General features: G+C 61.7%; 12 protein-coding genes. 8 read left to right on the top strand and 4 right to left on the bottom strand.

Features of this window, described 5'->3' with window-relative positions:
- Window positions 1–50 precede the first annotated feature (50 nt).
- Entirely contained in the window at window positions 51–404 is a 354-nt protein-coding gene (locus tag BBF94_RS06180; protein ID WP_065258162.1) for a YkgJ family cysteine cluster protein, read from the top strand.
- A gap of 109 nt (window positions 405–513) precedes the next feature.
- Here the strand turns inward: BBF94_RS06180 and BBF94_RS06175 are convergent, their stop codons facing one another.
- Window positions 514–1,002, bottom strand: coding sequence for an Lrp/AsnC ligand binding domain-containing protein (locus BBF94_RS06175; RefSeq protein WP_003177284.1), 489 nt, complete (start codon window positions 1,000–1,002; stop codon window positions 514–516).
- A gap of 155 nt (window positions 1,003–1,157) precedes the next feature.
- Between BBF94_RS06175 and dadA the strand changes: the two genes are divergently transcribed.
- From dadA to BBF94_RS06145, 6 genes are all read left to right on the top strand, one after another.
- On the top strand, window positions 1,158–2,462 hold the full coding sequence (gene dadA / locus BBF94_RS06170) for a D-amino acid dehydrogenase (RefSeq protein ID WP_065258161.1): 1,305 nt from the start codon (window positions 1,158–1,160) through the stop codon (window positions 2,460–2,462).
- A complete protein-coding gene (locus BBF94_RS06165) occupies window positions 2,434–2,787 on the top strand; it encodes a RidA family protein (protein WP_065258160.1) in 354 nt (117 codons plus the stop codon). The genes dadA and BBF94_RS06165 overlap by 29 nt, the downstream gene beginning before the upstream one ends.
- A 95-nt stretch (window positions 2,788–2,882) precedes the next feature.
- Window positions 2,883–3,956, top strand: coding sequence for an alanine racemase (gene alr / locus BBF94_RS06160; protein ID WP_065258159.1), 1,074 nt, complete (start codon window positions 2,883–2,885; stop codon window positions 3,954–3,956).
- Between the two features lie 89 nt (window positions 3,957–4,045).
- A complete protein-coding gene (locus BBF94_RS06155) occupies window positions 4,046–4,594 on the top strand; it encodes a cupin domain-containing protein (protein ID WP_003229444.1) in 549 nt (182 codons plus the stop codon).
- Window positions 4,595–4,776: 182 nt separating this feature from the next.
- Window positions 4,777–5,193, top strand: coding sequence for a c-type cytochrome (locus tag BBF94_RS06150; protein WP_082302372.1), 417 nt, complete (start codon window positions 4,777–4,779; stop codon window positions 5,191–5,193).
- 136 nt (window positions 5,194–5,329) lie between these two features.
- Window positions 5,330–7,252, top strand: a complete 1,923-nt coding sequence (locus tag BBF94_RS06145) for an acetyl-CoA hydrolase/transferase C-terminal domain-containing protein (RefSeq protein WP_065258158.1) — start codon at window positions 5,330–5,332, stop codon at window positions 7,250–7,252.
- A 69-nt stretch (window positions 7,253–7,321) separates the two neighbouring features.
- Here BBF94_RS06145 and BBF94_RS06140 read toward each other — a convergent pair whose 3' ends face one another.
- Window positions 7,322–7,894, bottom strand: a complete 573-nt coding sequence (locus BBF94_RS06140; RefSeq protein ID WP_065258157.1) for a xanthine phosphoribosyltransferase — start codon at window positions 7,892–7,894, stop codon at window positions 7,322–7,324.
- Between the two features lie 56 nt (window positions 7,895–7,950).
- A complete protein-coding gene (gene rep / locus BBF94_RS06135) occupies window positions 7,951–9,960 on the bottom strand; it encodes a DNA helicase Rep (protein ID WP_065258156.1) in 2,010 nt (669 codons plus the stop codon).
- Between the two features lie 263 nt (window positions 9,961–10,223).
- Between rep and BBF94_RS06130 the strand changes: the two genes are divergently transcribed.
- A complete protein-coding gene (locus tag BBF94_RS06130; RefSeq protein ID WP_065258155.1) occupies window positions 10,224–11,894 on the top strand; it encodes a putative bifunctional diguanylate cyclase/phosphodiesterase in 1,671 nt (556 codons plus the stop codon).
- 107 nt (window positions 11,895–12,001) lie between these two features.
- On the opposite strand, the gene BBF94_RS06125 is transcribed toward BBF94_RS06130, so the two are convergent.
- A complete protein-coding gene (locus BBF94_RS06125; protein WP_065258154.1) occupies window positions 12,002–13,396 on the bottom strand; it encodes a NorM family multidrug efflux MATE transporter in 1,395 nt (464 codons plus the stop codon).
- Window positions 13,397–13,466 lie beyond the last annotated feature (70 nt).

Below are 13,466 nucleotides of genomic sequence, written 5' to 3'. Positions count from 1 at the left end.
ACGGCTTTTGCGGCACAATTGCCGCCTATTCCGCTCCGGTTACCGCTGCAATGAGCTGCAACAGTCAGAAAATCCGCACCCTGCGCCAGCAGATCCCCACGTTCGAGTGCGTTCCGGGCTGCCACGACTGCTGCGGGCCGGTGACCACTTCGCCCGAGGAAATGGCCCGGTTACCGCGCAAGACCCGCGCCGAGCAGGATACGGCCATGGAAGCACTCAACTGCGTGCACCTTGGGCCGGACGGCTGCACGGTGTATGACGAGCGGCCGCTGATCTGCCGGTTGTTCGGCACCACCCGGACCTTGCCGTGCCCCAACGGCCGGCGGCCCGTGGAGCTGATTCATCCACGGGTCGAGAAGCAGGTGTTCGAGTACATGGCTGCGAATCGGCAGGTGCTGGTTTAGCAGCTCATTCTGAATCGAGTCGAGGCCTTCGCGAGCAGGCTCGCTCTCACATTTGAAATGTATTTTCCTGTGGGAGCGAGCCTGCTCGCGAAGGGGGGCACCACAAATCTCAGTCCGGAATCGGCAGGCTCAGGCTCTCTTTCACTTCTTCCATCACGATGTAGCTCTTGGATTCGCGCACGTGCGGCAGCTTGAGCAGGATGTCGCCCAGCAGTTTGCGGTAAGAGGCCATCTCGGAAATCCGCGCCTTCACCAGATAGTCGAAATCCCCTGACACCAGGTGGCACTCCAGCACGTGAGGCAGTTTCAGCACGGCGCGTCGGAACTCTTCGAACGTGTCGCCGGACTTGTAGTCGAGGCTGATTTCGACGAACACCAGCAGGCTGCCCTTCAAGTGCTGCGGATTCAGCCGGGCGTTGTAGCCCATGATGATCCCCTCGCGCTCCAGGCGCCGCACGCGCTCGGTGCACGGCGTGGTGGAGAGCCCGACCTTCTCGCCCAGTTCAGTGAATGATATCCGCCCGTCCGCCTGCAGGATCCGCAAGATGTTGCGGTCGATCTTGTCCAGCTCACGTTTGGTCTGAGTGTTGGTACGCATAGGGGATGCGCCTCCGTGAAAAGGGTTTTTGCCGAGAATTGTCGCCAAATATAGGCGCTTATACAGTGAAAAGCACTGGCGAATCTTTCTTACACTGCGCGCATCATTGCTCTAACAACAGACGTACGCGGCACGCCGCGAGAGGGATACAAAAAATGCGCGTTATGGTCTTGGGTAGCGGCGTCATCGGTACCGCCAGTGCTTACTATCTGGCCCGTGCCGGGTTTGAAGTGGTGGTGGTCGACCGGCAGCCAGCCGCGGCCATGGAGACCAGTTTCGCCAACGCAGGCCAGGTCTCGCCGGGTTATGCCTCGCCGTGGGCTGCTCCAGGCGTGCCGCTCAAGGCCATCAAGTGGCTGCTGCAACGCCACGCGCCGCTGGCGATCAAGGCCACAGCCGACATCGATCAGTACCTGTGGATGGCGCAGATGCTGCGTAACTGCACCGCCAGCCGTTACGCAGTGAACAAGGAGCGCATGGTGCGTCTGTCCGAGTACAGCCGCGACTGCCTCGACGAATTGCGCGCCGAAACCGGCATTGCCTACGAAGGCCGCAGCCTCGGTACTACTCAGTTGTTCCGCACTCAGGCCCAGCTGGATGGCGCCGCCAAGGATATCGCCGTGCTGAAAGAGTCCGGCGTGCCGTTCGAAGTCCTCGACCGCGCCGGCATTGCCCGCGTCGAGCCGGCCCTGGCCAGCGTCACTGACATCCTGGCCGGTGCGCTGCGCCTGCCGAACGACCAGACCGGCGACTGCCAGATCTTCACCACCCGCCTCGCCGAAATGGCGGTGAACCTGGGTGTGGAATTCCGTTTCAACCAGGACATCCAGCGCCTCGACTTTGCCGGTGATCGCATCAACGGCGTGTGGATCGACGGCAAGCTGGAAACCGCCGACCGCTACGTGCTGGCACTCGGCAGCTATTCGCCACAAATGCTCAAGCCGCTGGGCATCAAGGCCCCGGTCTATCCGTTGAAGGGCTACTCGCTGACCGTGCCGATCACCAACCCGGCCATGGCCCCGACTTCGACCATTCTCGACGAAACCTACAAGGTGGCGATCACCCGTTTCGACAACCGCATCCGCGTCGGCGGCATGGCGGAGATCGCCGGTTTTGACCTGTCGCTGAACCCGCGTCGGCGCGAAACCCTGGAGATGATCGTCAACGACCTTTATCCTCAGGGCGGCAATCTGGCCGAAGCCAGTTTCTGGACCGGTCTGCGCCCAACCACGCCGGACGGCACGCCGATCGTCGGCGCCACGCCGTTCAAGAATCTGTTCCTGAACACCGGTCACGGTACCCTCGGCTGGACCATGGCGTGCGGCTCCGGTCGCCTGCTGGCTGACCTGATGGCGAAGAAAAAGCCGCAGATCAGCGCCGAAGGCCTCGATATTTCCCGTTATGGCAACAAGACCCAGGAGTCCGCAAAGCATGGCAATCCAGCGCCAGCTCACCAATGAGCGCATGAGTCAGATCGTCAGCCACAACGGCATCGTGTATCTGGCCGGTCAGGTCGGTGATGACTTCAACGCCGGGGTAGAACAGCAGACCCGCGACGTACTCGCCAATATCGAGCGTCTGCTGGATCTGGCCGGTACCGACAAACAGCATCTGCTGTCGGCGACGATCTACCTGAACGACATCGAGGCGCACTTTGCCGGGATGAATTCGGTGTGGGACCAGTGGCTGCCCAAAGGCGCCGCGCCGGCCCGTGCCACAGTCGAAGCGAAGATGGCCAGGCCGGACATCCTGGTGGAAATCTCCATCGTCGCCGCGTTGCCGTAACCTGCTGCAAAGATCCCTCTCCCGGTGCTGTTGGCGGTTCACGCCGCCAGCCAGCGCCGGTTTTTATTCCCATGACCGCCAAGAAGTCTGCTGCCATGCGTCCTGCCCGTGCCCTGATCGATCTAGAAGCCCTGCGTCACAACTACCGTATCGCCCGTGAAGTCACCGGTGCCAAGGCACTGGCGGTGATCAAGGCCGACGCCTACGGTCATGGCGCAGTACGTTGTGCCCAGGCGCTGGAGGCACAAGCGGACGGCTTCGCGGTGGCCTGTATCGAAGAAGCCCTGGAGCTGCGTGCTGCGGGGATTCGCGCACCGGTGCTGTTGCTTGAAGGCTTTTTCGAGGCCGATGAGCTGGCGCTGATCGTCGAGCATGACTTCTGGTGTGTGGTGCATTCGTTGTGGCAGCTCGAAGCGATCGAGCAGGCCGCGTTGAGCAAACCGATCACCGTGTGGCTGAAGCTCGACTCGGGCATGCACCGCGTCGGCCTGCATCCGAAGGATTACCCGGCGGCCTACCAACGCCTGCTGGCCAGCGGCAAAGTGGCGAAGATCGTGCTGATGAGCCACTTCGCCCGGGCCGATGAACTGCATGAGCAAAGCAGCGCCGATCAGGTTGCCGTGTTCGAAGCTGCGCGTCAGGGCCTTGCCGCCGAAGTCAGTCTGCGCAATTCCCCGGCGGTGCTGGGATGGCCACAGATTCAAAGTGACTGGGTGCGCCCGGGCATCATGCTCTATGGCGCCACTCCGTTCGAAGAAGCCAACGCCGTGGCAGAACGCCTGCAACCGGTGATGACCCTGGAATCGAAAGTCATCAGCGTGCGCGAACTGCCGGCCGGCGAGCCGGTGGGCTACGGCGCTAAATTCGTCACCGACAAACCGATGCGCATCGGCGTGGTTGCCATGGGTTATGCCGACGGCTATCCGCGTCAGGCGCCGACCGGCACCCCGGTACTGGTGGCCGGTAAGCGCAGTCGCATATTGGGCCGCGTGTCGATGGACATGCTGTGCATCGACCTGACCGACGTACCGCAAGCCGGTCTCGGTTCGACCGTGGAGCTGTGGGGCAAAAACATTCTCGCCAGCGACGTGGCGAAGTGGGCGGACACCATTCCATACCAGATCTTCTGCAACCTGCGCCGGGTGCCAAGGCTCTATTCCGGGGGTTGAAGCCCGGGCCGGGCCCAAGTGTTGTAAATACTGAACGCTGTCGCCATGATAACGCTCAATATTTCTACAACACTCAGGAGGCCCAAGCCTTGGACGTCGGTGAACGACTGCAATCGATCCGCAAGCTCAAAGGGCTTTCCCAGCGTGAACTCGCCAAACGCGCGGGCGTCACCAACAGCACCATTTCGATGATCGAAAAGAACAGCGTCAGCCCTTCGATCAGTTCGCTGAGGAAGGTGCTGGGCGGGATTCCCATGTCCATGGTCGAGTTCTTTTCCGAAGAGATCCTCCAGGAAAAACCGACCCAGATCGTCTACAAGGCCAACGAGCTGATCGACATTTCCGACGGCGCCGTGACCATGAAACTGGTCGGTCGCGCGCACCCGAGCCGGGCCATCGCCTTTCTGAACGAGATCTATCCGCCTGGCGCCGACACCGGTGAAGAAATGCTCACCCACGAAGGCGAGGAAACCGGAATTCTGGTGGAAGGTCGTCTGGAACTGGTGGTGGGCCTTGAAACTTTTATCCTCGAAGCCGGTGACAGCTACTACTTTGAAAGTACCAAGCCGCATCGTTTTCGTAATCCGTTCGACGCACCGGCGCGACTAATCAGCGCAGCCACGCCGGCGAACTTTTAAACCGAGAGACGCCAGACCACCGCGGCAAAGGTGTCCGGACTGTCTGACCGATGCGCAACAAGACCCCTTTAACTTTGGGGTTGTTTCAGTGTGGCGGGCTACCCGCTATACTTGCGCCCGCCTGCGAACCGTGGCCGCAGGCGTGAATAGCCACCATTGAGGGTGAACGCGTGAATCTAATTATGAAAATGCTGGCTGTACCAGCAACCGTACTGGCCCTCTGGGCTGTCAGCGCTCAAGCTGCGACGAATGACGACATTGCCAAACGCCTCGAGCCTGTCGGCCAGGTGTGTGTTCAAGGGCAAGAGTGCAAGGGGATGGAAGTGGCCGCTTCGGCGGGCGGCGGTGGCGGAGCGAAGACTCCGGACGAAGTGATTGCCAAACACTGCAACGCTTGCCACGGCACCGGCCTGCTGGGCGCGCCGAAAATCGGTGACACAGCGGCCTGGAAAGACCGCGCCGATCATCAGGGCGGCCTCGACGGCATCCTCGCCAAGGCGATTACCGGTATCAACTCCATGCCGCCGAAAGGTACCTGCGCCGACTGCTCGGATGACGAGCTGAAGGGCGCGATCCAGAAGATGTCCGGCCTGAAATAAGCCGCGCTTCTGACGAAAAAAACCGTCTCCGGACGGTTTTTTTGCGCCTGCGATTCGGGGCTGAGGCTGTTCATTGCAGCAAACAACCGGCAATCTCGGTCGTACCTCTATTCACGGAACGGGCAGGAGGCTTCAGATGGTGCAGTTGTGTTCGATCGAACAGGCAGTGGACGACGTACTGGCACGGTTGCCGGCGCACATCCACATGGGGCTGCCGCTGGGGCTGGGCAAACCCAATCCCTTCGTCAACGCGCTGTACCGGCGCATCGCCGGTTTGCCCGAGCGACAACTGACGATCTACACCGCCCTGTGCCTCGGTCGCCCGGCCTTGGGTGACGGTTTGCAGAAGCGCTTCATCGAGCCCTTCGTCGAGCGGGTGTTCGGCGATTATCCGGAGCTGGAGTTTCTCGCTGACCTGCGCCGCGACAGCCTGCCGTCCAACATCCGTATCGAGCAGTTCTTCATGCAGCCCGGCAGCTTGCTCAACAGCGCGCCGGCCCAGCAGGACTACGTCAGCAGCAACTACAGCCATGCCGCCCGGGATATCAACGCCGCCGGCCTGAATCTGGTGGCGCAGTTGCTGGCCAGCAGCAGTGAATATCCCGATCGCCTGAGCTTGAGCTGCAATCCGGACATCACCCTCGACCTGTTCCCGATGATCGCCAGACGCCGGGCAGCGGGGGAAACGATCCTGCTGGTCGGCCAGGTGCACACCGGGCTGCCGTATATGCCGGGTGATGCCGAAGTCGACATCGACACCTTCGACCTGCTGATCGACGAAAAGGACAGCAGCACACTGTTTTCCACGCCGAACATGCCGGTCGGGTTTCAGGATCACTTGATCGGCCTGCACGCCAGTACCCTGGTGCGCGATGGCGGCACCTTGCAGATCGGCATCGGTTCGATGGGCGATGCGCTGACTGCCGCGTTGCTGGCGCGGCAGGCCGACAATGCCGGATACCGGGCCTTGCTGACCGATGTGAACCTCAGCCAGTGGGCGCAGCTGATAGAGCGCGAGGGCGGCATCGAGCTGTTCGCCAAGGGCCTTTACGGTTGCAGCGAAATGTTCGTCAACGGCCTGCTGGTGCTGGCGGACGCGGGGATCATCCGGCGCAAGGTCTACCCGGACATCGAGACCCAGCGACAAGCCAACGCCGGCACCCTCGACGAGGCGGCGCAAAACGACGGCATTTCAGTGCACGGCGGTTTCTTCCTCGGGCCGCGCAGTTTCTATGAGCGTCTGCGCGAGCTGCCTCATGGCAAACGTCTTGAATTCAACATGACCCGCATCAGTTACATCAACGAGCTGTACGGTCAGGAAGAACTCAAGCGCCTGCAGCGCCTCGATGCCCGGTTCATCAACACTGTGTTCACCATGACCCTGCTGGGCGCGGGGGTGGCGGATCAACTGCAGGACGGACGGGTGCTCAGCGGCGTCGGCGGGCAATACAACTTCGTCGCCCAGGGCCATGCGCTGCACGATGCCCGCTCGATTCTGCTGCTGCGCAGTTGGCGCGAATCCGGCGGCGATGTCAGTTCGAATATCGTCTGGGAATATGGCCACTGCACGATTCCCCGGCATCTGCGCGACATCGTGGTCACCGAGTACGGTATCGCGGATCTGCGCGGCAAGCCGGACGCCGTGGTGATCGAGTCGTTGTTGAACATCAGCGACTCGCGCTTCCAGCAAGGCCTGATCGAACAGGCGCAGAAGGTCGGCAAGTTGCCGAAGGATTTCCGTCTCGATCCACGCTTCACCGACAACACCCCGCAGCGCCTGCAGGCGATTGCCGCCCGGCACCCGAACCTGTTTCCGGAATATCCGCTGGGCTGCGATTTCAATGAGGTGGAGAAGGATCTGTTGCGGGCGCTCAACTGGCTCAAGAGCAAGTTCAAGCTGACGGAGATTCTGGAGCTGGGCAAGGCAGCGCTGGACGCGCCTGAGGCTTCGCTGTATCCGGAGCATCTGGCGCGCATGCAGCTCACCCACCCGGAAGGCCTGAAGGAAGACCTGTTTCAGCGGTTGTTGCTCACTGGCCTCAAAGCTACCGCGCAATAATCCCCGGCACAAAACCACTGTGGGAGCGAGCTCGCTCCCACAAGTATTGCGGTGCAGTTGAGTCAGTGATCAGTCGATGAAGGTCACGACGCCGCCCGCCAGCGACTTCACGCGAGCCAGCGACTCGACGCGGTAGCCCTGGGAATCCAGCTCGGCGCGGCCGCCCTGGAACGATTTCTCGATCACGATACCCAGGCCTGCCACGGTGGCGCCGGCCTGCTTGATGATCGAAATCAGCGCCTGGGATGCCTTCCCGTTGGCCAGGAAGTCATCGATGATCAGCACGCGGTCGCTGCTGGTCAGGTGGCGTGGGGAAATGGCCACGGTGCTTTCGGTCTTCTTGGTGAACGAGTAAACGGTCGCCGACAGCAGGTTTTCAGTCAGGGTCAGGGACTGCTGCTTGCGGGCGAAGATCACCGGCACGCCGAGGTTCAGACCGGTCATGACCGCCGGAGCGATACCCGAGGCTTCGATGGTGACGATCTTGGTGATGCCCGAATCCTTGAACAGCGCGGCGAATTCGTCGCCAATCAGCTTCATCAGGGCCGGGTCGATCTGGTGGTTCAGAAAAGCGTCGACTTTCAGGACCTGGTCGGAAAGCACAATGCCTTGTTCGCGGATTTTTTGATGCAGGGCTTCCATGAAGCTGTCCTCAATTGGCGCCCTTGGCGCCGAAGGTCTAGTAAAAGTGGTCAATTCTAGCGCTTTAACATCGCGCGTATATCGGCCAATGCGTTGTTGCCGCGAACGGCTTTGACTTCGGTCGGGGTGTCGTCATTGCCTTCCCAGGCCAGGTCGTCCGGCGGCAGCTCATCGAGGAAGCGGCTGGGGGCGCAGTCGACGATCTCGCCGTACTGTTTGCGCTTGGCGGCGAAGGTGAACGCGAGGGTCTGGCGCGCGCGGGTGATGCCCACGTAGGCCAGGCGGCGTTCCTCTTCGATGGTGTCGGCTTCGATGCTGGAGCGGTGCGGGAGGATTTCCTCTTCCATGCCCATGATGAACACGTAAGGGAATTCCAGACCCTTGGACGCATGCAGGGTCATCATCTGCACGCCTTCGGCGCCTTCTTCCTCTTCCTGCTGACGTTCCAGCATGTCGCGCAGGACCAGTTTGCCGATGGCGTCTTCGACGGTCATTTCGCCGTCTTCGTCTTTTTCCAGGGTGTTCTTCAAGGCCTCGATCAGGAACCAGACGTTGCTCATCCGGTAGTCTGCGGCCTTGTCGCTGGAGCTGTTGGTGCGCAGCCAGTTCTCGTAGTCGATGTCCATGACCATGCTGCGCAGGGCCGAGATCGGGTCCTCGCCGGCGCACTGCTCGCGCACCTTGTCCATGAAGCGTTTGAAGCGCGACAGGCGATCGGTGAAGCGGCTGTCCAGATGTTCGCCCAGGCCGAGTTCGTCGGTGGCGGCGTACATCGAGATCTTGCGTTCGGTGGCGTAATTGCCGAGCTTTTCCAAAGTGGTCGAGCCGATCTCCCGGCGCGGGACGTTGATCACGCGCAGGAAGGCGTTGTCGTCGTCCGGGTTCACGATCAGGCGGAAGTAGGCCATCAGGTCCTTCACTTCCTGGCGGCCGAAGAAGCTGTTGCCGCCGCTCAGACGGTACGGTACCTGATGGTGCTGCAGTTTCAGCTCGATCAGCTTGGCCTGGTAGTTGCCGCGATAAAGGATCGCGAAGTCACTGTACGGGCGATCGGTGCGCAAGTGCAGGCTGAGGATTTCCATGGCCACGCGCTCGGCTTCGGCGTCTTCGTTACGGCAGCGGATCACACGGATCTCGTCGCCGTGGCCCATTTCACTCCATAGCTGCTTTTCGAATTCGTGAGGGTTGTTCGAGATCAGCACGTTGGCGCAGCGCAGGATGCGGCTGGTGGAGCGGTAGTTCTGCTCCAGCATCACCACTTTCAGGGACGGGTAGTCTTCCTTGAGCAGCATCAGGTTTTCCGGCCGCGCGCCACGCCAGGCATAGATCGACTGGTCGTCGTCGCCCACCACGGTGAACTGGTTGCGTTTGCCGATGAGCATCTTCACCAGCAGGTACTGGCTGGCGTTGGTGTCCTGGTATTCGTCCACCAGCAGGTAACGCACCTTGTTCTGCCACTTTTCGAGGATGTCGGCGTGCTCTTCGAAGAGCTTTACCGGCAGCAGGATCAGGTCGTCGAAGTCCACCGCGTTGAACGCCTTGAGCGTGCGCTGGTAGTGGGTGTAGACGATGGCGGCGGTCTGTTCCTTGGGGTTGCGGGCGTTTTCCAGGGCCTGGGCCGGCAGGATCAGGTCGTTTTTCCAGGCGCCGATCATGTTCTTGATCTCGTCGACGCCGTCGTCGCCCGCGTATTCCTTCTGCATGATGTCGGTCATCAGCGACTTCACGTCGGTTTCGTCGAAAATCGAGAAACCGGGCTTGTAGCCCAGCCGTTCGTGCTCCTTGCGGATGATGTTCAGGCCCAGGTTGTGAAAGGTACTGACCGTCAGGCCGCGACCTTCGCCGGCACGCAGCAGGGTGCCGACCCGCTCCTTCATCTCGCGGGCCGCCTTGTTGGTGAAAGTCATGGCGACGATGTACTGGGCGCGGATGCCGCAATTCTGGATCAGGTGCGCGATCTTGCGGGTGATCACGCTGGTCTTGCCGGAGCCGGCGCCGGCGAGCACCAATAGAGGGCCGCCGACGTAGTTCACGGCTTCTTGCTGCCGGGGATTGAGTCGGGACATACGAAAATTCGGGAGTCGTTGACGAAATGGGCCGGCATTTTAACAGGCTCAGCGATTTGTGCCGCTCTCTCCGACTTGTGACGCAGCACGCGGTTCAAATTTGCCGGTTTTGTTACTTTCGCGGAGGATGCGCGGTGATTTTGCGGCTAATGTACTCATTCGTGACACAAAATAACGTTTTGATAACCGTTGTCATTGGTCATTGGTCTTCGCAACGGCATAATGCCCGCCGCCCACATCATTGCAGAGTCTAGGGAGTCAGCTTGTCTACGCCTGTCGAACCCTTGCGTTTGCTGCTCCTGGCCGAAGAGCCGGCGTGGACAGCGTTATTGCGCGAGTGTCTGGCTCCAATGGGGAGCGCGGCGGTGCTGGTCAGCGCGCCGAGCTGGGAGTCCGTCAGCAGTCTGTTCGAAGACAACCGCCATGCGGTGTTGTTGACCGTTCCCGCGTTGCAGCCGGCGCCCGGGCGTTGCAGTCTGCCGACCGTGCTGCTGCTGGAGTCCGAACCGGCAGCCGTCCCCGATGGGGTCAGCGACTGGCTGGTGTTCGATGCCCTCGATGCGGGCATGCTGCGCCGTTGCCTGCGCCATGTCCGTGAACGCGGCGTGCTGGAAAACACCCTGCAACGCCTGGCCGAGCAGGATCCGCTGACCGGCATCGCCAACCGCCAGGGTTTTCAGACCTTGCTGACAGCCCGCCTCGCCGAGAACGACGGTCGCGGTCTGGCCCTCGGGCATCTCGATCTCGACAACTTTCGCTACGCCAACGATGCCCTCGGCCATCAGGCCGGGGATCGCTTGATCCTGCAGGTGGTGGCCCGGCTGAAAAGCCAGCTGGAGGCCGGCGATCAACTGGCACGCCTGGGCAGCGATGAGTTCGCCCTGCTGATCGACACCCGCCGCGCTCCGCAACGGGCCGAATGGATGGCCGAGCGCATCACCGAAGCCTTGGCCGAACCTTACTGGATCGACGGTGAAAGCCTGTTGATCGGTTCCAGCCTGGGCATCGCTCACGCCCGGGCCCAGGGTGGCGCCGATCCGCTGATGTGGCACGCACACATCGCCATGCAGCAGGCCAAAAGCACGCAAGGCTGCACCTTTCATATTTTCAACGAACGGATCAACCGCAACGCTCGCAGCATCGCCGACCTCGAAAGCGAGCTGCGCCGGGCCTTGCGTCGCGATGAACTGGAGCTGCATTACCAACCGCGCCTGAACCTGCAGGACGGCCAGATCGTCGGCCTTGAAGCGCTGGTGCGCTGGCGCCACAGCGAACGCGGCCTGCTGCCGCCGAGCGAATTCGTGCCGCTGGCCGAACAGAGCGGCCTGATCGTGCCGCTGGGCTACTGGGTGATTTCCCGGGCCCTGCGCGACATGCAGGTGTTGCGCGAGCGTGGATTACCGGCGCTGCACATGGCGATCAACCTGTCGTTCCGCCAGTTCCAGGACAGCCAGTTGCTGCCGACCCTCAGCCGCTTGATCGCTGAACGCGGGGTCGAGGCGCAGTGGCTGGAATTCGAACTGACTGAAACCGCCGTCATGCGCCGCAGCGATCTGGTCAAGCAGACCATGGACGCCCTCGGCCGCCTCGGCGTGCGCTTCTCGCTGGACGACTTCGGTACCGGGTTCTCGTCGTTCGTGCACCTCAACAGCCTGCCGATCACCTTGCTGAAGATCGACAAGAGTTTTGTCGGTGGCATGGAGCAGCGCGAAGAAAACCGCAAACTGGTGCACGCGATGATCAACCTCGCGCACAACCTGCATCTGGAAGTGGTGGCCGAAGGGGTGGAAACCCCGGAGCAACTGGATCTGCTGCGCGGGTTCGGCTGCGATCAGGTGCAGGGATACCTGATCAGCAAGCCGTTGCCGCTGGCAGAGCTGGTTGACTACCTGATTGCCGACGCCAGTCAGCCTCCGCTGGGCATTGTGGTTTAGCCTCAAATCCCTGTGGGAGCGAGCTTGCTCGCGATGGCGGAGTAACAGTCGGCTTATTAGTCACTGACACACCCTCATCGCGAGCAAGCTCGCTCCCACAGGGAAACTCATTCGGCCTGAGCGATCTTGAATCCTCGAGATTGCGGCTCAAGTCGAATCATACGTTTCATCTTCCATTCGAACGCCAGCGTCAGACAGATCGCTGCGCAGGCCAGGCCGAGCGCCAGTCCCCACCAGACGCCGGTCGGTCCCCAGTGCAGGTGGAACGCCATCAGCCAGGCCGACGGCGCGCCGATCAGCCAGTAGCAACCGAGCCCCACCAGAAACGTGGTTTTCGCATCTTTCAGTCCACGGATGCAGCCCATGGCAATTGTCTGGGTACCGTCAAACAGCTCGAACCACGCCGCGACAGCCAGCAGGCTCACCGCCAGGCGAATGACTTCGGCAAATGCCGGATCATTGTGATCGAGGAAGAGCCCGACCAGCTGATTCGGCAGCAGCCAGAACACCATGGCAAACCCCAGCATCACCACCGCGCCGAAGGCGATGCCGACCCGGCCGGACATCCGCGCATCGCCCAGTTGCCCGGCGCCGAAATGCTGGCCGACACGCATGGTGATGGCATAGGACATGCCCGCCGGCACCATGAACGCCACGGAAACGATCTGCAGGGCAATCTGATGCGCCGCCAGTTGGGTGCTGCCCATGGTGCCCATGCACAGCGCCGCGAAGGCGAACAGCCCGACTTCCACCGCGTAGGTGCCGCCGATCGGCAGACCCAGGCGCCACAACTCTTTCAGGTATTGCCGGTCTGGCCGGGACAGGCCGTGGCGCAATGGATAGGCGTCATAAGCCGGGTGCCGACGGATGTGCCACGCCAGTGCCAGCGCCATGCAGTTGGCGACGATCGCTGTGACCAGACCGATACCGGTCAGCCCCAGTTTCGGCAAGCCGAACATGCCGGTGATCAGCGCGTAGTTGAGCAGGAAGTTGGCTACGGTACCGCCGAGGCTGATGACCATCACCGGCGTCGCCCGGCCGATGGCACTGGTGAAGCCGCGCAAGGCCATGAAGCTCAGGTAGCCGGGCAGGGCGAACGGCAGGGCGATCAGAAACTGCCCGGCGGCGTTGACGTTGGTCTCGGTCTGACCGAACAGCAGCAACACCGGTTTCAGATTCCACAGCAACAACCCGGCCCCCAGCGCCATCAGCCACGCCAGCCACAATCCGGCCTGGGTCAGCCGGGCGGCACCGAGTATGTCGCCGGCGCCCTGACGGATCGCCACCAGGGTGCCGACCGCCGCAATAACGCCGATGCAGAAGATCGACACGAACGAATAGCTCGCCGCGCCCAGGCCACCGCCGGCCAGTGCTTCCGGGCTGAGACGCGCCATCATCAGGGTGTCGGTCAGCACCATCAGCATGTGCGCCAACTGCGAGGCGATCAACGGCCCCGCCAGCCGCAGGATGGCCCAGAGTTCGGTACGCACAGGACGCTGCATGGTTTCACATCCTTATAAAAGAGGGAGCAAGAGACCGTCGATTCTCGGGGTTTGGTACGGGATGCACAAA

This window comes from Pseudomonas bananamidigenes (assembly GCF_001679645.1).
GTDB lineage: Bacteria > Pseudomonadota > Gammaproteobacteria > Pseudomonadales > Pseudomonadaceae > Aquipseudomonas > Aquipseudomonas bananamidigenes.
Note: the sequence above shows the minus strand (reverse complement) of the source record. Positions and strands in the feature narration are given on the sequence as shown.